The sequence below is a fragment of the Candidatus Binataceae bacterium genome (assembly GCA_035508495.1).
Classification (GTDB): domain Bacteria; phylum Desulfobacterota; class Binatia; order Binatales; family Binataceae; genus JASHPB01.
This window is the reverse complement of sequence record DATJMX010000056.1, coordinates 1-20,389: the sequence shown is the minus strand read 5'-3', so window position 1 is coordinate 20,389 and position 20,389 is coordinate 1. Positions and strand designations below refer to the sequence as shown.

Below are 20,389 nucleotides of genomic sequence, written 5' to 3'. Positions count from 1 at the left end.
CTCCAGGACCAGCAATGCAATCGACTCAAATTCCGCACGACGCGGGGATGGCGTGGGTTGAAGAACGCACGCGCGTCGCGGTCGGCCGCAACGTCAACGTCTCAGGCAAGCTGATATTTCATGAACCGGTGAGAATCGAGGGACGATTTCGCGGCGAGGTGCGCTCGGCGGAGCTGGTAGTGATCGCCGAAGAGGCGTTGATCGAAGGCAAAGTGCAGGCGCCGCGGCTGCTCGTGATGGGCGAGCTGCGTGGCGATATCGTCGGATGCGAGCGCGCGGTGATCGGTCCGCGCGGCCGCGTTTACGGCAATATCGCGGTGCGCAACCTGACGATTTCCGAAGGGGCATGGATCGAGGGTCACATCCAGATGAGCAATGTGACCGTCGAGCCGTAGTGGTCGGATAAGCCGCCCAGGCCGGGCTCAGCTCGCAGTATCGAGACGCGCCGCCTTACCCTTAAGATTGCGGAGATAGTAAAGTTTCGCGCGGCGCACCCGGCTGCGACTCAGCACCTGGATCTTGTCGAGCCTTGGCGAATGGAGCGGGAAGATACGCTCGACGCCAACGCCGTAAGATACTTTGCGCACGGTAAAGGTGGTGCGGCTGCCCGCGCGATTCAGCTTGATTACAGTGCCCTCGAAAACCTGGAGACGTTCCTTGTCGCCTTCGACGACTTTGACGTGCAGGCGCAGCATGTCGCCGACGCGGAATTCGGGCAGGTCCTTGCGCAGCACTCGCTCTTCGAGCTTCTGGATTACGGTACTCATAGGAGTGTTCAGACCTCGGGGTCGAGCCAGCAAAAGTACCGCATCCGTGGGTACGACTCAATACGCCGTGCGGCTGGAGGAACGACGATGGATTTGCAGGAGAGCGGCCTGATCAAAATTGCGAGCCCGCGCACGTTCGCAGAGACGCTCGGTCGGATCGAGGCCGCATTGAAAGCAGCAGGCCTCACGATTTTCGCGATCGTCGACCATAGCGGCGCGGCCCAGAAGATCGGTCTGAAGATGCCTCCAACGCAGGTTATCATCTTCGGCAGCCCGAAAGCGGGCACGCCGTTGATGGTGGCATCGCCAACGATCGCGATCGATCTGCCGCTGAAGGCATTAGTAGCGGAAGACGAGTCGGGCAAAGTGTGGGTGACATACAACGATCCCAACTATCTGAAGCAGCGTCATCAGACCCCCGACCATTTGATCGCCAACCTCGCCGGCGCGGGCGCACTGCTGCAGAAGGCGATCGGGTAGCCGCGAGTCGATGCCGCTGACGATCGTGGACAGGTTGAGTCAGGGTAAGACCAATGTTACCCAGACTAGTGTCTTCGAAAATTGAAACACCAAACGCCAGTCACGCGCCGCTTCGACGAACTGGTGCTGAAGCGTGCCGCCAGGGGCCAAGTCTTCGCCGAGGCTCTCTTACGCGAAGGGATCGATCTGATGCTGGCAGGTGAAGTGGACATCGGCAAGTCGCACCTGCGCGATTACATCAAGGGGACAATCGGATTCGAGAAACTCGGCCCCGCGATCGGCGCACAGCCGAAGAGTCTGATTCGAATGTTCGGCAGCAGCGGCAACCCGCAGGCGCGCAATCTCTTTAAGGTTCTGAGCTATCTTCAGAAAAAAGCCGGAGTTGAATTTCGCGTCGCAGCAACCTCCGCTCGACAGCGCAACCACGAAAGGGGATTTACGATGCCCACACCTCGACACGAAATTCCGGAGTGGCTGGAGCTTACGCATAGTGCCGAGGTTCGTGATCGGCGGTGGGCGCTTCACGCGCTTTGTCCTTGCGAATTGAAGTCGCATGCGCCGAAAGTGTGGCGGCGCGTCCTTCAGATGGTTAACGATCCGGATCCGAGCGTTCGACGCAGAATCATTCACGTGCTCTGCGACGGCTCGCCGGCGATCTATCAAAGCGAGATCGTTCGCGCGCTCGAAGACCGCTACAATGATCCCGATCGCTCGGTGCGCCGCATGGCCCGCCACGTGCTCGCTCGATATCGGCACAGCGGAAATCTGAACACGCTCTGAGAAATCAGTGGCCGCGAAGGCGGTCGAGGATAATGCCGGCCGCTGAGCGGACCGACAGGTGATTGTAGTCGCCGGGGCCCAGGACCGGCGCGAGGATGATGTCGGCGCGTTGCGCCACCGAGGCGGCCATGCCGAAGCCAGTGCCTAGCAGGAGCATCATCGGCGGTGCGTCGGCGGATTCCATCATGGTGCGGAGTTCGCTGTAACTCGTGCCGCCCGTGGTGCGGGCCGAGGTGTGGATGATTCGCGGGCGGGCGCCGGAGATCTTTTCAGCTTCGGCAATCGCGCTATCGAGGTCCGTGACGATTCGCACGCGCTCGAGAGCCTCGCGGCGACGCGAATCGTGGGCGCGGCCGAAATCGAACTTCCAGTGATCGACTACGCTCGCGGCGAAGTTCCGCTGCTCTCCGACCGGATGCACGACGAACACGTTGCGCACCTCGTAGGTTCGCGCGGCGCGCGCGATGTCGTGGATATCGAGGCTGGTGATAGCCGACGTGACGATCGCCCCGTTGCGATCGACCACCGGATGATGAATCAGCGCGACGTAAAGATCGGCCACGGCTACGGCTTCCGGCGCAGCAGGTCGGGACGGCGCCGCGCGGTGCGGATGCGAGCCTGGTCTTCGCGCCATGCGCGAATCTTGCCGTGATCGCCGCTGAGCAGGATCTCCGGCACGCGCATCCCGCGGAATTCCTCGGGCCGCGTGTAGTGCGGATACTCGAGCATCGGCGCAGCGAACGACTCTTCGGCGAGCGAGTCGGGATTTCCAAGCACGCCCGGCACCAGCCGCCCCACCGCCTCGATCACGACCATTGCGGGTAGCTCGCCGCCGCTCAGCACGTAGTCACCGATTGAAATCTCCTGGTCAACCATAGCGCGCACGCGCTCGTCGATTCCTTCGTAGCGCCCTGCAATCAGCATCAGGCCAGGCCGCTTATCGGCAAGCTCGCGCGCGAGCGCCTGGTCAAAGACCTCGCCCTGCGGCGTCATCAGGATTTTCCAGAGCCCGGGACATTCCGCTTCAACGGCTTCGATCGCCGCCGCGATCGGCTCCGGCCGCATCACCATCCCGCTGCCGCCGCCGTAGGGCGAGTCATCGACCTGGCGATAATTGCCTAGGCCGAAGGGACGCAGCGGATGCGCACGCAGCTTGAGCGTTCCCGCGTCGATCGCGCGCCCGATCATGCCGGCCCGCAGCGGAGGATCGAACATCTCGGGGAAAAGCGTGATGACGTGGAATTCCATTTTTTGAAATCGGAAGACCTGCTCGCGAACAAATCTATCCGCACAGGAAGCGGGGATAAAGACAGGCCGTCAATCGAGCAGGCCGGGCACGGCCACGATCGTCATCCGTCCCGCCGGGATGTCCATCGATTTCACGACGTCTGCGATGACTGGCACCAGCACCTCGCGCCCGCCCCCGCGCACCACCAATACATCGTTCGCGCCCGCCGAGAATACTTCCTCGATCAGGCCGAGACGAGTGCCGTCTTCGAGAAAAACCTCGCAGCCGAGGATCTCGTGATAGTAGAACTCGCCGGGTTTTGCCGCGGGAAGCCCGGTCTCATCGATCAGGACGGTCGCGCTGGTGAGCGCCTCGGCCGCGTTAGCATCGGCGACGCCGACCAGCTCGAGCCGTCGCACGCCGCGGCCGAGGCTCGTGATCCCGGCGACCTCGTATTCGCTCGCATTGCCGTTCAGGTCGAGTTGGATGCGCGAGCCCTTTGCGATCGTTTCCGAATCTGGATTGTCGGGACGAAAGCGCAGCGCGCCCTTGAGGCCGTGCGCGCCGATTATGCGCCCGAGGCGAAGCATCGCGGATACGCGCAGGCGCGCGCCCTTAATCGAAACGCGGGGATGAACCGTGATGCCGGTGCCATCCCCGCTTACTTCTCTTCGATGATTTCCAGAACCACCTTGCGATTGGTGCGCGACGCAACCGCGTTCAGAATCGTGCGAATCGATTTCGCGGTGCGGCCCTGCTTGCCGATGACCCGTCCCAAGTCCTCTTTCGCCACCCTCAGTTCGAGAACCGAGGCAGTGTCCCCCTGCGTCTCTTTCACCTCCACCGCGTCCGGATTGTTTACCAGCTGTTGTGCGAGGAACTGAACGAGATCTTTCATGGTTGGCTCCGAATGCGAAGGTTAATTCAGGCGGAGGCCGATGCGCTCGAGGCTTGCTTTATAAGCTTCCTTACGGTTTCGCTGGGCCGTGCGCCAGCTTTGATCCATTTGTCGGTCTCTTCCTGTTTGAGGGTGACCTTGGGCGGATTGAACGCGGGGTCGTAGGTGCCGACCTGCTCGACAAAACGACCGTCGCGCGGTGAGTGCGAGTCCGCCACCACGATCCTGTAGTACGGTTTCTTGCGGCTTCCGTGACGCCGCAACCTGATCACAAGTGCCATTCGGTTCTCCGTTCTCCTTGCCTTATTTTAACTCCCGAGACCGAGCCCGCGCATCATCATTTTTCCGGCCCCCATCTTGGTGATTTTCTTCATCACCTTGCGCGTTTGCTCGAACTGTTTCAGAAATCGATTTACATCCTGGACTGACGTTCCACTGCCTGAAGCGATTCGCGCGCGGCGCCGTCCGTTGATGATCAAATGATTCTCGCGCTCCTGGTTCGTCATCGAGCTGATGATTGCCTGGATGCGCTTTAGCTCGACATTGGCGTGCTCTGTATCAGCCTGAGACGCCATCTTCTTCAGGCCCGGGATCATGCCGATCAAATCGCCCAGCGAGCCCATCTTCTTGATCGCCTTGAGCTGCTCGGCAAAGTCGGTGATCGTGAACTCGTTCTTCTTGAACTTGCGCTCGAGTTCCTTGGCCTTGGCCTGATCGTAATTCTGCTGCGCCTTCTCGATGAGCGTCAGCACGTCGCCCATGCCGAGGACGCGTTGGGCCAGGCGATCAGGATAGAAAATCTCGAAGCCGTCGAGTTTTTCACTGATACCGGCGAACAGAATCGGCGCGCCCGTTACCGTACGCACCGAGAGCGCTGCGCCGCCGCGCGCATCGGAATCGAGCTTGGTCAGGATCACGCCCGAGATTCCGAGCCGTTCATGGAACCCGGCCGCCACGTTGGCGGCTTCCTGGCCTGTCATCGAATCGGCAACGAAAATAATATGATGCGGATTGGTCGCGGCCTTGAGGCGCGCCAGCTCTTCCATCAGCTCTTCGTCGATTTGCAGGCGGCCGGCGGTATCGATCAACAGCGCGTCATGTCCGCCGGCTTCGGCGCGCGCCAGCGCCCGCGTCGCGATCTCGATCGGGTCTTCATTCTCATGGCTTTCAACCACGGGAACGCCGATCTGACCGCCGAGCACCCGCAACTGCTCCATCGCGGCGGGGCGGTACACGTCAGTCGAGGCCAGCAGCGGATGCCGTTTGCGCTCGAGCTTGAGCCATCGCGCGAGCTTGGCCGCCGAGGTCGTCTTGCCCGAGCCCTGGAGTCCGACGAGGACGATTTTAACGGGCGGCTTGACTTTGAGATCGAGTTCGCGCGCCTGACCGCCCATCGCCAGCGCCAGTTCGTTGTAGACGAACTTGATCAGGTGCTGCTCGGGAGTCAGCGAACGCAGCACTTCCTGCCCGAGTGCCTTGGTTTTTACATGCTCGATGAAGTCGCGGACGACCTTGATATTGACGTCGGCTTCGAGCAGCGCAAGGCGGACTTCGCGCAACGCCTCTTCGATGTTGCGCTCTGTAATCCGGCCCTGGCCCTTGAGCTTGCGGAAAACGCCGTCGAGACGGTCACTGAGCGTGTCAAACATAATAAAACAGAACCTGGATGTGGCAGGTCGAAGAAATAGGCTCCAGCCGTCCGTGTCTGCGAAGCGAGTCTAGCAAACCGTCAAGCGTAGGACACGCTTTCCGGGCTGTCAATCGAGCTTAACGTGGCCGCTCAGCGCGCGGATAATGCGTCAGCGCACGCCAACTTTGCTGATACTCGCGAAAACGCTCAGGAATGAATCGCGCGCAGATGCAGCGGGCGCAGGCGCGAGCTCTTTTTCGCTTGATGGGCTTCCATCCGGCGCAGGATGTCATCGAGCGTGCTGACGGCCTCGACGATATGCGGCCCCTTGTTGAGCATCACGCATTCGGCGCGCTCGCCCATCGCGGCGTCAGTGATCTCCGCCCGCGACGGCATCCCATGCTTGGCGAGGCTCTCCAGCACCTGCGTTGCCCATATGACAGGAAGATGCGCCGCTTCGCAGATCCAGAGAATCTCCTCCTGCACCTCGGCCATCCGCTCCCATCCGCATTCGACGGCGAGATCGCCGCGCGCGATCATCACGCCCGCCGTATGATGCCGCATCGCCGCCAGCACCAGGTTTGGCAGCCGCTCGAAGCCCTGCCGCGTTTCGATCTTGAGCAGGATCCCAAGATGCTCGCCGCCGGCCTCGTGCATGTGGCTTAGCAGGCTCTCGACGTCGCGCTCGTGCCGCACGAACGACATCCCGACGAGATCGGAATGCTTGGCGACGAATTTCAGATTCTCGAGGTCTTCGTCGGTAAGCGCGCCGAGAGTGAAACTGCTGTCGGGCAAGTTGATGCCTTTGTCGCTGCCGAGCTTGGTGCCGTCTTGTCCCGCGTTGACAATCTCGACACGGAGTTGATCGGCGCTCGACTCGCGGATAATGCCGGCGATCTTGCCGTCGTCGAACCAGATTCGCTCGCCCGGCTTCACCTGGCCGAAGACCTCGGGCAGTGTGCATGAGATCGTAGCGGGACTGATGACGTGCCCTTCGGCGTTCTTGACCACGTCTCGGCCGAGGACCTCCTTGCGCAGCAGAACGATCGAGTCGCCATTTTGCAGATGCAGTTGGCCTGCGGATTTCGGCAGCGTCCCGACGCGCGCTTCCTTGTGCGCTCCGACGCCGTGATGACGCATCACCGTGCCGGGAATCACGTAACCGGTGCGGGTGCATTCGGCCCATCGCGCGCCGCCGACCGATCCCGTCACGCGCAGCATCCGCTTGCGGCCGCGAGCATCGAAGAGCTCGATCTGGTCGCCGTTACGGACTTCGGCGAGCCACAGTTCAGGCAGCGGCACTTCGGCATCGGCCTCGGCTCCGCTACCGCCCATCGATCCTTCGGGATAGAGCAGGATACGGGCGGGCTCGACGACCTCGCCGATTTCGTTACGATGCGGCCGCCATTTCATCACGGCGGCGCCCGGCTCGATCGCGCCGGTACGGAGCTTCGGCCCGCCGAGGTCCATCAGGATTCTGCACGGCATCGACAGCTCGCGCCGCGCGCGGTGCAGATTTTCGATCATCGCCGCCCACTGGTCGGGACCGTCGTGCGCGCAGTTGATACGCATGCAGTCCATGCCGCGCTTCAGGAGATCGCGCACCAGCGCATAGTCCTCGGCGGCATCGGTCGCCATCGTGACCATGATCCGCACGCTGCGGCTCTTCGGTGCGCCGCCGAGAAGATCTTTGGTGTGAGCTTCGAGCAGGCGATGTCCGGCCTGGAAATCAACCGTCGCGGGGACGGTCTCATGCTCGCCGGCGCCGCTACTGCGCAGACGCCGAAGGATGTGCAAAACGGAGTCGAGCGTGCTCATCACGTGCGACTCGGCGCGGCCGAGCGACGAGACCCCGAGTTCCGCCAGCGCAACCTGGATTTCGCGGATATCGTGCTCGCGCAGCGCGACGTAGTGCAGGAGGTTGGCCGCGCTTTGCCGCCACGCATCGTTGACGATCGCGAGCCGGTCGCCGAACTTCGTCTCAAGTGCAACGAGATCAGCGCGAATAGTCTCGAGTTGTTTGATTAAGCCCGCGATGCTCTGGTCATCCCATCGCATCGCAATCGGGCATTGGTCTTTCGAATTCACGGAAGCTCGCTCTCCGCACCTAGCCGGAGCACAGATGATGTTGCCAATTACAGAATCGGGCGAAGTTCGCGTTGTCGCAACCTGAAGAGGTTACGGCCGTGTTAATCCGAAAGGAAGGCCTGTTCGTTTGTCCAAGGAGATGGCAAGGGAGAAGTGACGCGTTGGAAGTGTCAGGCCCGCAATCCTCTAGCGATCCGCAGCCGACCTCTCCCTGGTCAGGGAGAGGGGTTCTCAGAGAGCGCGCACGGGAGTGAGATGGCCATTGTGAAACTCAGAGAGCCGCGCTTTGCGAGCGCGGCTCTCGATATCAATCAGTTCCAGATCTTCTGCCACCATGGGTTCGGCTGTTGATCGCCCTTTAGTCCGGCTTTCTTGATTACCGAGTCGAGGCTCCAGCCGGTTAGATCGGCGAGGGTCTGCGCTTCCTGCATCTGGCGCGCTCGCAGATTCTCAAAGTAGGAGTGCGCTGCGGGGCAAGCGTTCTCGGTGCCTGTCCATGGATGCTGCATCACGTAGCGCGCCTGGTAGTTTTCGCTGTCGCCCGTTTCCTGGAAGACGAGATCCTCGGGGAACGAATCTGCGCTGTATCGCACATGGAGCCGCGTGAGCATTACCGGGATAGCGCCGCCGCCGTAGGGAGCTGGCATGAACTGCCCGCGCGATGGCGGTTGCTGATCGAGCCAGAACACGCCGAGGCTGCGCAGCTCGTCGGGAGTGAGTGGCGACGTAGCGCACGGATCGCACCATCCCATGTTCCATGCATACTCGGTGAACACGGCGCGCATGTCGTTGCGCTCCACCTGCTCATTGAACACGGATTTGTAGAAGCCCTTGAAATCGTCGCGCACGAATTCGGGGATGTTCTCGCCGGTCGGCATCTTCACGGTGCGATAGTTGGTCGTCTCAACGCGGCCGTCGCGCGTCAGCAGGTAAATGATCAGGTCCTGCGGGCCGTTTGCGTTAATCATGCCGAGCCGAATTGGCAGCATGAACTTCGGCGATTCGAACGCGAACTGGATCGGCCGCAGATACTGAAGCCCGGTCTTGCGATGCTCCTCGAGATTGACCTTGGCGACGAAGAACTTCATGTCCTGTTTGATGTATGGAGCGAGCGCAGCACTCGCGCGCGGCGGAATCTTGTAGCCATTTTGTTTGAGCCAGGTCTCGAGGCCGTCAGACTGCTTCGCTGACAAAATGACGATGTCGTATTCGCCGACTGTGTATTGCGCCTCAACCGTGACCCCCAGCGCGCGATCCTGCATCGGAGGTGCAGCAGGGGCCGCGGCTCCCACTCCTGACGCCATCGCCATCAGCGGCATCGGCCTGACTATCTCGCACGGATCGGGATCGAAATACTCGACGAGGCGCGGCGTGCTGTAGGCCTCAAGCTGCGCGAACAGTTGCGGATCGCCGACGTGCACCTGGCCCTTTTCGAGGACCACCGGCACCGGCACGACCAGCGCAAAATCCGTCATCGGCCCCTGGTAGTCGTTCATCATGCTGATGACGGTCTTGTTGTCGTGTCGCACGACCGCGACCTGCGACGCGTGGTTGACGAGCGTGCCGTCGGCCTTGCCGACGTAGAATCCGCAGAAGGCCTGCGCCTTAAGCGGCGCGCAACACGCCGCGAGCGTCAGCACCGTTACGATCAGCAGGATGAGCCGAAGCTTCGAGACGATCCGGTCCATGGTTTTCTCCTTCGTTCCATTCAAATTTCGGCGCGCGCCAGACTAGGTCCCACACCGGAACCATCGGCGCCGCGACGACCAGTGCCCAGATAAGTCCGTTGGTTGAGTAGAAGTGGAACTGCCACCAGTAGGCGATCGCGGCGACGAGCGCGGACTGCGCGAGCCGGCCCCATCGATGGTTCGGCCCCGTCATCGGATCGGAAATCATGAAAAACGCGAAGAGCAGTAGCGCGCCGTTGGAGAGCTGATGCTCCCAGACGGCGAAGCGCTGCCCGAGCCATGCGACGCGAAGCGCGGTCGCACCCAGATAGAAGACGAGGAATGACCAGCTTATATCGCCGCGGCGCGCACGCTCGGTGACCAGCGCGCCGAGCGCGACGAGCCATCCTGCGAGCGCGACATCCTGACCCCACTGCCCGGCGGATACCCAGGTGTGGGGGAGCGCGATGAGCGCGAAGATCACGCCGAAGGCCGCGGGATTGAACAGATGTTTGCCGCGGAAGCGGATGAGAGATTTCGAGCCGATCGCGGCGGCCGCAGCGATCGGATGGATCAACAGGTCGTCAGCTCGAAGCAGGAGCGTGAGGCTGAGCGCGGTGATGATCGCGCTGCGATACGAGCGCGCCTTGGGCGGATAGAATCGCCACGTGAGCCGCTGCGTCACGAGTGCAGCAGCGAAGGTCAGGACGATCTGCGCCGGACGGAGGCTAAAATCACGCAACCAGACGCCAGCCGCGAACAACACGCCCAGCGCCAGGATCTGAAACATCCGCGCGTCGGCGAATAGTCCGGAGAATCGAAAGCGAAAACGCGGCGCCAATGCGGCTGAATCGTCCATCGAATCGAACCTCTCGACTCTTTGAACGGCCCACCCGAATTTTCTTGCAGATCTTTTTCTAAGGCCTGATTTTTTTGGAACCCTATGTCTTATCAACAACCAAGCAAAGTTCCGGCGTGGGGCGAAGGATGCGGCCTCTCCCGATTTGCGGCTTCCGCCCGCGGCATCAGCCGCGGCGAGCTATTAGCTGACTCGATCGCCAGACTCGCGAGATATGAGCAGGAGTTGCCCCGACGCGCTATGCTTTCGCGGCGCCGTTTTCGCTGGCTAGTACGACGTGGATCGTCATCAGGCGTTTTACAGTATAGGCGCGCTTGCCTTTGGGCGTAACTACCTCGATGTCGTCGTCTTCGGCTTTGCCGATCATCGCGCGGCCGAGAGGCGATGACAGCGAGATGCGGTTTTGCGCGCCGTCGACTTCTTCGGGCACGACGATCTCGAACTCGGTCGTCGCGCCGCCCTCGTCGAGGTCTTCGAGCCAGACGCGGCTGCCGAGGCCGACCGTGTCGCGCGGGATCGAGTCGAGGTTGATCATCATCAATTCGCCGATCCGCACCTCGAGGTTGTTCAGGCGCGCGCGCAGAAACTCCTGCCGCTGCTTGGCCATCGCCCATTCGGCGTTCTCGGAAAGATCGCCGTGAGCGCGGGCGCGCTCGAGTTCCTTGGGCAGGTCCACGGTCAGTTCGCGCTTGAGGGTTTCCAGCTCTTTGCGCAGCCGCTTGATAACAGGTAGTTCAGCCATCGATTCAGTTCTTCCTGCATCGGTGCCCCGCGCGATTGAGCGAGGTCACTCGAATAGATTCTAGCTCATCCGTGCCGGCCAGCCAGTACCGCGCGCGCTTGCGCTGGCCGCCCGTCAGTCGCTCACGATCGACGTGAGACTCCGGTTCACTCCCGTCACGCTCTGGATTTTCTGTACCACCAACTCGCCGAGCGTGGTCACGTCGGAGGCCTCGGCAATCGCGATGATGTCGTGGGGCCCGGTCACCGCGTGAGCCATCGAGACGCCCTCCACGCTGCGCAGCTTGGACGCGACCTCGCGCGCCTTGCCGGGCGAGGTGTCGATCAAAATGAATGCCTTCACCGACATGAGCGTTACCTCCCGGGCGCTTGCGCGCCGCCCGCCGGAGACTAGAGCGCCGGCGGAATCGGATTCCCCTTTTCGTCGTATTTGTAAAATCCGCGGCCTGACTTACGGCCGAGATAGCCCGCATCGACGTACTTCTTGAGCAGCGGGCACGGCCGATACTTGTCGTCGCCAAGCACGCGCTGCATCACTTCCATGATCGCGAGACACGTGTCGAGGCCGATAAGGTCGGCCAGCTCGAGCGGGCCCATCGGCTGATTGGTGCCGAGCTTCATCGCCTTGTCGATATCGAGCACGCCGCCGACGCCCTCGTAGAGCGTGTAAATCGCCTCGTTGATCATCGGCAGCAGGACGCGGTTGACGATGAACCCGGGGAAGTCCTGCGCCGTCATCGTCGATTTGCCGAGCTCCTCGGCCAGCGCGCGCGTCGTCATGAAGGTTTCTTCGGACGTCGCGAGGCCGCGGATGATCTCGACCAGCTTCATCGCGGGCACCGGGTTCATGAAGTGCATGCCGATGACGCGGTCGGCGCGGGCCGTGCGAGCACCCATCCTGGTGATCGAAATCGAGGACGTGTTGGAGGCGAGAATCACTTCCGGGCCGCAGATCTTGTCGAGCTTCTGCAGCAGGTTGATCTTGACCTCTTCGCTCTCGACGACGGCTTCGACCACGAAGTCCGCGCTTGCGAGATCCTCGAGATTCGCCGAGCCGCGGACTCGGCGCAGCACGCGATCGCGCTCGTCGGGCTGAAAGCGGCCGCGCTCGATCATGCGATCGAGGTTGCGTCCGATACCCCTGATGCCGCGATCGACGAGCTCTTGCGAAACGTCGTTCAGAATAACTTCGAGCCCGGCCTGCGCGGCAACCTGGGCGATACCCGCGCCCATCTGGCCCGCGCCAATCACTCCGAGTGTTCGTACTGCCATGCGGGTGGAATCTCCAATCCGAGCGTTAATCCGAGATGAAGGGAATGTAATTCTTGAGCGAACTAAGCAGCGCCGCGACGTCGGCTTGATCGCCCAGCTCGCGGCACAGAATTTCATAGTAACCGCGAATCCGGGCGCGCGGCTGAGACTCGGCAGGCTCGGCGAGGAGCGTCTGGAAGTCCTTCAGGATTGCCTGGACCTCGAGCTTTTTCTTGACCGGAATCTCGTCGTCATCGACCGCGATCAAGAGGCGGATATGGTCGATCATCCGATTCATGACGGCGAAATCGCTGCGGTCTTTGGCCATCGACGCTTCCCCTCGCGCTCAATGAACGCCGGGCGTCTTCTGCCCCGCGCCAAGTGCCGTATAAGTGCCCTCGCCAGCGCCAGACTCCGCCGCGCGCCGCACGCGCCGCACGTCATCCGGCGATTGCCGCCCGGGCATCCCAAGATTCCGCATCAGCGTGTTGGTGATATTCGAGGTCATCTGATCGCGCATCGTCGGCTCGCCGCGGATCTCGGCGTCGAGGACCGCATCAACCTGCTCACGCGTGAGACCCTCGGCCACGAAAAGATCAACCATGCCGACCATACCGACATCGCCGCCCGCGCGCTCGATGATCGCGACGACCTTCGAGCAGGTCGCACAAACCCGGCGCATCAGGCCCGCGCGCTTACGGCAATAGATGCAGCGCATCGTTCGACTCAGCCAGCTTCAAGCCAGAATCACGAGCTTCTTTGGGAACCTCGCGATTAGTTTCGCTATCCCAGTCAGGCCAAAATAATTGAAGCGGCCGCGCGTGATGCGCCGGCACGCCTCGGTTTTTGAAACTACTCCGGCAGCATTGGTGCCGCAAGCCGCGCTGCGGCCTTCGTGTCTGACGATCACTTTACGATTGACATCGTCGGGAATATGACGGTATCGTTAATTGAGAATGATTCTCAATTTGTGCTGAGTAGCGTCGGCCGTGAATGAAACTGTAGTCGCTTACTTCTTTTATTCCCTCGGAATTCTCTTTCGCGAGGGGCTCGAGGCGATGCTCGTGATCGTTGCGCTGGCCGCAGGCACGCGCAGCGCCAGCAACGGGCAGACTCGGTCACGCGAAATCTATGGTGGCGCGCTGCTGGCCCTCGTCGCCAGCGTCATTCTGGCCTTTGCTATCAATCGCCTTATCAGCGACGACGCGAGCGACACGCTCGAAGGAATCTTTCAGCTCGTCGCGGCGGCAACCCTCTTCTACGTCAGCTCCTGGCTCACTTCGAAATCCCAATCCGACCGCTGGATGTCGTTCATCAAACACAAGGTCCACAGCGCTGGCCAAAGCCGCGTTCCCGGATTGGCGCTGGGACTAACCGCCTTCCTCGCCGTGATGCGCGAGGGCGGTGAAACAATCGTTTTCTTCCAGGCGCTCACGAGCGGCGCGACCGAGACGGCCGAGAAGCACGCGGTACTTGCTGGAATCGCGGCCGCCTCGTTATGCCTTATCGTGGCATTCGTGATTCTCAAGCGCGCTGCCTACCTGATTCCGATGGGCGCGTTCTTCAAGGTTACTTCGGGCCTGCTCTACCTGATGGCGGTCGTGTTCATCGGCCAAGGGATCGCGAGCCTCCAGGAAGCGGATCGAATTGGCGCGACGTTCATCAACCACGTGCCGACGATTCCGATGCTCGGCATCGCGCCCACGCTGCAGAGCCTTGGGGCGCAGGTTGCGCTGCTTGCGATCGCGGCGATTTCGTTCCTGATGCCGCGGCGGGAGCCTCGCGAGAAGGTCAAGGTTGGCGAGAGGGCGCCGATCCGGGTACGCCCAACCTGATCGGTGGCGCGTCGGCTACGGGAGCTTCAGCTCCGTAGAGAATTTCCTCGACATCCGAACAAAGCTTCTGCGCCGACGCCAGCGTGCGCTCGCCCATTGCGATGCAATCCTGGACCTGCGAGTCGCTCGCCATCGAACTCATCCGCACCGCGCGCAGCGTAGCTGCGAGCTGGTCGCTGCGCTCGATCAAATCGTTGAGCCGCACCTCGACCACCGCGGGTGTCGCCTTCTCAGTCGTGAGATTCAGGCCCAAAGCCTCGGCGCGCTCCGCCTCGGCTAGCACACCGACGGCTGACTTGATCGCGGTGCAGGCATTCTCCGCCGAATAAGCTTCGGTCGATGGCGAAGGGCCGTCAGCAAAGACAACGGGGACAGCAGCAGCGAGTATCAGGCAGACGGTGAATACCGGCGCAGTTGTGCGAAAGTAGCGGCGGAAAAAAAGACGGGCCGGCGCATTCGCCGGCCCGCCCAAGTTGTCTTCGGGAGATTCCGAGTTGCGGCTCAGGCTGCTTCTTCGTCGGCCGCCGAGTAGCCGAGCGAATTGAGGAAGGCTTCCTTCTCTCCGGACGGCATGATGTAAATTCCGTCCCATCCGCAAACCTCTTCACACAGAAGGCATCCGACGCAGGTCTTCTCGTTGACGTGCACCTTGCCGAGGTACACCGCTGTATTCTCCGGCGACGGTGAGATGCAATCAAACGGGCATACGTCCACGCACACGCCGCATCCGTTGCAATTATCGGGATGCACCACGGCGACGGGACGCTCGGCGCGCTTGAGCACGTGCGTGATCTCGCCCTTGTTGTTCATGATCGCGTCGTCGGGACAGATGACGCCGCAGGCACCGCAATCGATACAGCTCGCGGGCTCGATATAATAGACCCGCTTCGAAAGGCCAGAGATCGCGCCCGTGGGGCAGCGCTTCTCGCATGCGCTGCATCCGGTGCAATTCTCGGCGATAATCGTAAAGGGCATCGGTTATCCTTTCAGTCAGGAATGGTTACTTGCGCATCTCTTCGATGATCTTGTCGCGCTGACCGCGCTCGATCAGCTGGTCGTTGCGGCGCGCCTGCTTGAACGAGATGTAGGTGAAGAACAGCACCAGGAACATCATCGCCATGATCGGGACGTTATCGGGCTGGGTCAGGATCGTAAGGAACTGCTGAAACCCGGTCATGTGTTCCATAATTCTACCTTAACGTCTCCAATCCTCACGGCGGGCTGAACGATGCACTTGATCTTGAAGTACCAACCGCGGAAAACCATGTCAACGCGGCCTTCTGCTGCGCATGCTCGCGACTAATGATCGGCGCGGTCGTGGCGAGGCGGCGTGACTGAATAGCTGGAGAGAACGGATGGATATTTCCGGTACCGACTTGTGCTTCATGACGCTCAGCGAACTATCGGCGCGGCTGCGCAAGCGCGAAATCACGTCAGTCGCGGCAACCCGCGCCGTGCTCGATCGTATTCATAAGCTGAATCCGAAGCTGCGCGCCTACTTAACTGTCCTCGACGATTCGGCGCTTAGACAGGCTGAGGCCGCGGACAAGGAAATCGCGGCGGGCAAATTGCGGGGGCCGCTTCATGGCGTCCCCGTCGCAGTCAAAGATCTGTGCTGGACCAAGGGCATCCCAACGACCTGCGCGAGCAAGGTGCTTCGCGGATGGCGGCCCGACTCGAACGCCACTGTTGTCGATCGCTTCGAATCAGCCGGCGCCGTGATGCTCGGCAAGTTGCATCTGACCGAATTCGCGATGGCCTGGTACCATCCGGAAATTCCAACTCCGCTCAATCCCTGGAACGACGCGTTCTGGCCGGGCGCGTCGTCGAGCGGCTCGGGCGTAGCCACCGCGGCGGGGCTCTGCTACGCGGCGATCGGCACCGACACCGGCGGCTCGATTCGTTTTCCGTCTGCCGCCAACGGTATCGTCGGGATGAAGCCAACGTGGGGCCGCGTCAGCCGTCACGGCGTGTTCCCGCTCGGCGAGTCGCTCGATCATATCGGGCCGATGACTCGCAGTGTTGCCGACGCGGCGCTGATGTTGAGCGTGATCGCGGGCCGCGACGATCGCGACGATACTTCGCTCGCCGCACCGCTTGATGACTACGCGGCTGCAATCGCCGCGGGTGCGAACGGCGTCCGCGTCGGCGTCGATGAGAACTACATCGCTGCGCGCGCATCGCACGATGTCGCGAGTGCAATCGCCGCGGCGGTTGGCGATCTCGAACGCACTGGCGCGCGCATCGTCAAAATCAAGATGCCCGATGTCGAGCCGTGCCTCAGCGCGTGGACGACGCTGTGCTCCGCGGAAGCCGCCGCTGCGCACGTCGCAACCTATCCATCGCGCGCGGACGATTACGGCCCCGGCTATCGCTCGTTCCTGAAACTCGGCGCCTCGATTCGCGGCCAGGACTATGCCGACGCTCACATGGTGCGCGAGCGCTTCAGCAATCGCTTCCAGCAGGTCTTCGATCAGGTCGACGCGGTCGTATGCCCCTCGATGCCGCAGGCGACCTTGCCGGCCGACGCGATCGCGCCCGACGCCGACTCGTTCGTCGGGCCGAATCCGCTCCTCGGGTTCACGGCGCCGTTCAACATGAGCCGCAATCCCACGCTCTCGATGCCAGGCGGCAACGGCAAAGGTGCTCCACCGCCGAGCCTCCAACTCATCGGCCGTCTCCTCGGCGAAGCAACGCTGATTCGCTTGGGCGCGGCCTACGAACGCGCCACGGACTGGCACAAGCAGCGTCCTCAACTCTGAAATCCGAGGCACAAACTTCCCTTCCCGTGCGGGAAGGGAAAGAGGGTTAGGTTTTTTTGCTGGGGATGGCGACGCCTCTAAAAGAGACACAGGCAAACGACCTAACCCCGTCCCGCACGCGAAGGGGGACCGGAATCGCAGCTTCCCGTAATGAATCAGATAGCAGCGCCCCGTAGGAAAGCCGGAATCGCAGCGCGCTGGTGGGGATCTGGAATCAAAGCCGCTCAAAGTGATCGCTTGCGTGCGGACTTTGCGACGCCCAAACTACTCTCGATGGCTGATGAGGTTCAGGTTTCCTCTCTCTCCGCGGGCGCCTCGCGCGGGCCGCTGAGCCTCGCACTGGGCGTCGTCGCGACGCTTTTGAGCTTCATATATACGGCCATCCTCGCGCCGTTCGCCGCACTGTTCGCCGCGATCAACAGGCCGCGCGCGCTAACGTTCGTCAGCCGCCTGTGGGGTCAGCTCATCGTTCGCACCTGCGGCATCAAGCTCGAGATCGTAGGCCTCGAAAACCTGGAAGGGCTGAAGAGCTGCGTCCTCGTCTCGAACCATCAGAGCTTCTTCGACATCTTTACGATCGCCGGCTACTTTCCGGGCGATCCGCGCTTCGTCGCCAAGAAGGAGCTGCTCAAGATTCCACTCATCGGCTATGCGCTGAACAATTCGCAGCACGTGATCATCGATCGCCAGGCGGGCGGCCGCGAGATTCGCCGTGCGGTCGACGTAATCCGGCGCGGCTTTCTGCTCAGCATCTTCGCCGAGGGCCATCGCTATCCCGACAATCGCGTGCACGAGTTCAATGACGGCGCGGCGTGGCTCGCGATCCTGAGCAAAGCGCCGGCGGTTCCGATGTCGATTAGCGGCTCGGGCTCATTCTTCCCGCGCAAGGCGATGTTCGTCGTGCCGGGCCGCAAGATGCGCATGGTTATCGGCAAGCCGATCCCGACCGAAGGCATGACCAGCCACGATCGCGCAGAACTGACGCGCCGCCTCGAAGAAGAAGTCCGCGCCACCTTCGTCGAGGAACTCTGACTTCGTCCGCGCGGATGCTTCCGAGCAGCATTCGATGGCACGCGCAATCACTCGACGGACTTCTCTCAAGCATTTGGCGCTGTTCGCATCTGGTGCGGCGACGGGTTGGTGGCCGCGGCTTTCATTTGCATCCGACGATGAGCCCACTCCTTCCGAGGACGAACTGGATGCGATTGCGGCAATCGCGACCAGCTTCATGCGCCTTTACGATGTTCCAGCATTGTCGATCGCGATCGCGCGCCACGGTCAGTTCGTTTATCGCAAAGCGTTCGGCTTCGCTGACAAGGGCGAGAATGAAATCGCCACTCCGGCTAACCTGTTTCGGATTGCCAGTATCAGCAAACCGATTACCTCAGTCACGATTTTCACCTTGATCGAGGCGGGCAGGATCAGTCTCAGCGATCGGGTGTTCGGTCCACAGGGGATACTTGGTTTCGACTATGCGACTAAGTATCCCGACCTGGTCCAGGAAATAACTATTGATCACCTGCTGACTCACACCAGCGGCGGATGGAGCAGCTACGAAAACGATCCGACATTTTTCGATCCCAAGGCCAGCGCCGCCGAGACCATCACCTGGTATATCCGCAACGATCCATTGCGCTACCCGCCGGGGCAGCATTTCGCGTATTCGAACCTGGGTTATGGCATTCTCGGCTGTGTCGTAGAGAAAGTCACTCGCCAATCGTATCCGCAATACGTCCAGCAGAATGTCTTCGCACGATGCGGGATGAGCGGCGCTCGAGTCATGGGCAACACTCGCGCAGAACGCGCGCCGCGAGAAGTCATTTACTACGGAGAGACCGATCGTGCCGGAGGATGGACGCATCCCTACGCTATGAATCTCAACCGCTTTGTTTCCACGGGCGGATGGCTTGCAACGGCGACCGATCTTGTGCGGTTCGCGATGCATGTCGATGGCTTCGAATACACGCCAAATATTCTTTCCCGCCAGACCATCGAAACGATGACCTCGCCATGCGCGGTATCGCCGATTCCACACTATGCGAGGGGATGGTACGTCAACGAACTTCCGAACTGGTGGCACGGTGGGCGGCTGCCCGGCTCGATGAACGAACTGGTACGAACTGCGAGCGGACTATGCTGGTGCGCTCTGGCAAATACTCACACCGATGGGATCGACGAAGGTATGGACAAGATGCTGTCAGATATCGTCAATGCTGTCCCTGAGTGGCACGCGATTCCGGCGCCGGTGCGGCCGCAACCGTGAAAGCTTGTCGTCGTACTGACTAATGCTGCCGTCCGGAGAGTGCTTTTGGCAGGAAGGCGTCTGCATCCAGATTGCCGCCGTTGATCTTCTGCGATATGTCGCCGTGGGCCGGTGCCATCGTTCGGAAATATGCAGTCGCTGTCACATCTTCTTGATGCACGAAAGGAAAAGCTCCATCGACCTGCATATGGCGCGAGCGAAGTTGGCCGGTGGGAAAATAGAATTCGCCGGCTAGATCGAAGTGATATCCTCCCGAGGGTGAAGGTTTGGTGCGCCACAGCGGCAGCGCCGTCGCGGTTCGCTCGCGCTCATCGTAGAATTCGGCGGCCAGCCATACGTACGCTTCTGTATCGATATAGACTATTTCCGGAAGATGCTCGTAGCCGGGAATCCGCGGCGTCATTTCGAGAATGTATGCGTTCCGCAATTGAAACGGCTCTTCGCCGAACGTCATTCCTTTTTCACCGCGCACGATGCCGGCCGGCTCTTCGTTCGCGGTCAGACTGGCAAGAATGCGCGTGGTTCCAAGCAGCCGGTAGGTGAATTGTTCGTTCTTGGGCAACGCGTATGCCCAGTAGGGCTGATGGCAGGTGCGGCAGCTCTCATCGAGCGCATCGTAGGAATCCTGGTGGCCGATCCTGAATCCGCCACGCCGCGTGAAGTAGAAAAAGTCGTCAGTCTTGAATGGATCGAGGTAACGTATCCAGATGCCCTTGGCGCCGAAGTTTCCGTCGGCGTCCATAGTCCAGTCGTCACATTTCGATTTCCACTCAACTCCGTCTTTGTTCGAACCAAGGGAAGGCCGCGGATCGACTTCGGTTCGATGCGCATATCGTAGGAAAGTAAACTTCGAGCAGACGTAATCATGAGTCTCTTCGTGCTCGAAGGTGTTGGACGAATCCGAGAGCGCGTAGGTAAAGCTGCCCCATGGCGCCAAAGTGAAATCGTCCGGCATGAACGGACCCATATGCCAGTTATAGGCGATCTTAACCGCGGCTTTGGGATCGTCCAGATTGACTATTGGAAAAGGCATCCCGGCGGTATATCCAGTCAGGAAATCGTTCTTGTCCAATGCAACCTGGCTCGAGTACTTCTCGGTTGCGTCTTTGAACTCCCCCGGCCAGTCGAGTCTCTCGGCCG

At 61.1% G+C, this 20,389-nt stretch carries 26 protein-coding genes; 7 read left to right on the top strand and 19 right to left on the bottom strand.

What is annotated here, in order from left to right; translation table 11 throughout:
• The first annotated feature begins 14 nt into the window (after positions 1-14).
• The gene (locus VMA09_17865) at positions 15-395 is read left to right on the top strand and encodes a polymer-forming cytoskeletal protein (protein ID HUA35481.1); all 381 of its coding nucleotides are present in this window, start codon (positions 15-17) and stop codon (positions 393-395) included.
• A 27-nt stretch (positions 396-422) separates the two neighbouring features.
• On the opposite strand, the gene rplS is transcribed toward VMA09_17865, so the two are convergent.
• Entirely contained in the window at positions 423-767 is a 345-nt protein-coding gene (rplS, locus tag VMA09_17860) for a 50S ribosomal protein L19 (protein HUA35480.1), read from the bottom strand.
• Positions 768-854: 87 nt separating this feature from the next.
• Here rplS and VMA09_17855 point away from each other — a divergent pair, with 87 nt between their 5' ends.
• Both VMA09_17855 and VMA09_17850 read left to right on the top strand, forming a co-directional pair.
• Positions 855-1,247 (top strand): DUF302 domain-containing protein, encoded by a 393-nt coding sequence (locus tag VMA09_17855; protein ID HUA35479.1) that lies wholly within the window; start codon positions 855-857, stop codon positions 1,245-1,247.
• Between the two features lie 81 nt (positions 1,248-1,328).
• Positions 1,329-2,027 (top strand): HEAT repeat domain-containing protein, encoded by a 699-nt coding sequence (locus VMA09_17850; protein HUA35478.1) that lies wholly within the window; start codon positions 1,329-1,331, stop codon positions 2,025-2,027.
• A gap of 4 nt (positions 2,028-2,031) precedes the next feature.
• Here the strand turns inward: VMA09_17850 and VMA09_17845 are convergent, their stop codons facing one another.
• From VMA09_17845 to VMA09_17780, 14 genes are all read right to left on the bottom strand, one after another.
• Positions 2,032-2,589 carry an RNA methyltransferase gene (locus VMA09_17845; GenBank protein ID HUA35477.1) on the bottom strand — a complete coding sequence of 186 codons (558 nt, stop codon included), beginning with the start codon at positions 2,587-2,589 and terminating at the stop codon, positions 2,032-2,034.
• Between the two features lie 2 nt (positions 2,590-2,591).
• Positions 2,592-3,275, bottom strand: coding sequence for a tRNA (guanosine(37)-N1)-methyltransferase TrmD (trmD, locus tag VMA09_17840; protein HUA35476.1), 684 nt, complete (start codon positions 3,273-3,275; stop codon positions 2,592-2,594).
• A gap of 69 nt (positions 3,276-3,344) precedes the next feature.
• Positions 3,345-3,845: a ribosome maturation factor RimM gene (gene rimM, locus VMA09_17835; GenBank protein HUA35475.1), complete on the bottom strand. Its 501-nt coding sequence runs from the start codon at positions 3,843-3,845 to the stop codon at positions 3,345-3,347.
• 71 nt (positions 3,846-3,916) lie between these two features.
• Positions 3,917-4,153 (bottom strand): KH domain-containing protein, encoded by a 237-nt coding sequence (locus VMA09_17830; GenBank protein HUA35474.1) that lies wholly within the window; start codon positions 4,151-4,153, stop codon positions 3,917-3,919.
• 26 nt (positions 4,154-4,179) lie between these two features.
• On the bottom strand, positions 4,180-4,434 hold the full coding sequence (gene rpsP / locus VMA09_17825; GenBank protein ID HUA35473.1) for a 30S ribosomal protein S16: 255 nt from the start codon (positions 4,432-4,434) through the stop codon (positions 4,180-4,182).
• Between the two features lie 27 nt (positions 4,435-4,461).
• A complete protein-coding gene (gene ffh, locus VMA09_17820) occupies positions 4,462-5,802 on the bottom strand; it encodes a signal recognition particle protein (protein HUA35472.1) in 1,341 nt (446 codons plus the stop codon).
• Between the two features lie 188 nt (positions 5,803-5,990).
• Complete coding sequence (locus tag VMA09_17815; GenBank protein HUA35471.1) at positions 5,991-7,871, bottom strand: pyruvate kinase; 1,881 nt, start codon at positions 7,869-7,871, stop codon at positions 5,991-5,993.
• 311 nt (positions 7,872-8,182) lie between these two features.
• Entirely contained in the window at positions 8,183-9,559 is a 1,377-nt protein-coding gene (locus tag VMA09_17810; protein ID HUA35470.1) for a DUF2330 domain-containing protein, read from the bottom strand.
• Positions 9,477-10,397 (bottom strand): RnfABCDGE type electron transport complex subunit D, encoded by a 921-nt coding sequence (locus VMA09_17805; protein ID HUA35469.1) that lies wholly within the window; start codon positions 10,395-10,397, stop codon positions 9,477-9,479. The genes VMA09_17810 and VMA09_17805 overlap by 83 nt, the downstream gene beginning before the upstream one ends.
• A 238-nt stretch (positions 10,398-10,635) precedes the next feature.
• Positions 10,636-11,139, bottom strand: a complete 504-nt coding sequence (locus VMA09_17800; GenBank protein HUA35468.1) for a GreA/GreB family elongation factor — start codon at positions 11,137-11,139, stop codon at positions 10,636-10,638.
• A gap of 114 nt (positions 11,140-11,253) precedes the next feature.
• Entirely contained in the window at positions 11,254-11,487 is a 234-nt protein-coding gene (locus VMA09_17795) for an Lrp/AsnC ligand binding domain-containing protein (GenBank protein ID HUA35467.1), read from the bottom strand.
• Between the two features lie 41 nt (positions 11,488-11,528).
• Complete coding sequence (locus VMA09_17790) at positions 11,529-12,410, bottom strand: 3-hydroxybutyryl-CoA dehydrogenase (GenBank protein ID HUA35466.1); 882 nt, start codon at positions 12,408-12,410, stop codon at positions 11,529-11,531.
• A gap of 25 nt (positions 12,411-12,435) precedes the next feature.
• Complete coding sequence (locus VMA09_17785; protein ID HUA35465.1) at positions 12,436-12,717, bottom strand: hypothetical protein; 282 nt, start codon at positions 12,715-12,717, stop codon at positions 12,436-12,438.
• Between the two features lie 18 nt (positions 12,718-12,735).
• On the bottom strand, positions 12,736-13,107 hold the full coding sequence (locus VMA09_17780) for a hypothetical protein (GenBank protein HUA35464.1): 372 nt from the start codon (positions 13,105-13,107) through the stop codon (positions 12,736-12,738).
• A 271-nt stretch (positions 13,108-13,378) separates the two neighbouring features.
• On the opposite strand from VMA09_17780, the gene VMA09_17775 reads away from it, so the two are divergent.
• Positions 13,379-14,224, top strand: a complete 846-nt coding sequence (locus tag VMA09_17775; GenBank protein ID HUA35463.1) for an FTR1 family protein — start codon at positions 13,379-13,381, stop codon at positions 14,222-14,224.
• Here the strand turns inward: VMA09_17775 and VMA09_17770 are convergent.
• Genes VMA09_17770 through VMA09_17760 form a run of 3 tightly spaced genes read right to left on the bottom strand, consistent with a single transcriptional unit; the run spans position 14,181 to position 15,410 of the window.
• A complete protein-coding gene (locus tag VMA09_17770) occupies positions 14,181-14,696 on the bottom strand; it encodes a hypothetical protein (protein HUA35462.1) in 516 nt (171 codons plus the stop codon). The two genes, VMA09_17775 and VMA09_17770, sit on opposite strands and share 44 nt — an antisense overlap.
• Positions 14,697-14,725: 29 nt before the next feature.
• Complete coding sequence (locus VMA09_17765; protein HUA35461.1) at positions 14,726-15,199, bottom strand: 4Fe-4S binding protein; 474 nt, start codon at positions 15,197-15,199, stop codon at positions 14,726-14,728.
• 25 nt (positions 15,200-15,224) lie between these two features.
• Positions 15,225-15,410: a hypothetical protein gene (locus tag VMA09_17760; GenBank protein ID HUA35460.1), complete on the bottom strand. Its 186-nt coding sequence runs from the start codon at positions 15,408-15,410 to the stop codon at positions 15,225-15,227.
• Positions 15,411-15,579: 169 nt separating this feature from the next.
• Here VMA09_17760 and VMA09_17755 point away from each other — a divergent pair, with 169 nt between their 5' ends.
• From VMA09_17755 to VMA09_17745, 3 genes are all read left to right on the top strand, one after another.
• On the top strand, positions 15,580-16,986 hold the full coding sequence (locus VMA09_17755) for an amidase (protein ID HUA35459.1): 1,407 nt from the start codon (positions 15,580-15,582) through the stop codon (positions 16,984-16,986).
• A 273-nt stretch (positions 16,987-17,259) separates the two neighbouring features.
• On the top strand, positions 17,260-18,018 hold the full coding sequence (locus VMA09_17750; protein HUA35458.1) for a lysophospholipid acyltransferase family protein: 759 nt from the start codon (positions 17,260-17,262) through the stop codon (positions 18,016-18,018).
• A gap of 34 nt (positions 18,019-18,052) precedes the next feature.
• Complete coding sequence (locus VMA09_17745; GenBank protein HUA35457.1) at positions 18,053-19,249, top strand: serine hydrolase domain-containing protein; 1,197 nt, start codon at positions 18,053-18,055, stop codon at positions 19,247-19,249.
• A gap of 19 nt (positions 19,250-19,268) precedes the next feature.
• Here the strand turns inward: VMA09_17745 and VMA09_17740 are convergent.
• Positions 19,269-20,389, bottom strand: a 1,121-nt coding sequence (locus tag VMA09_17740; protein HUA35456.1) for a hypothetical protein, incomplete at its 5' end; no start/stop codon positions are given.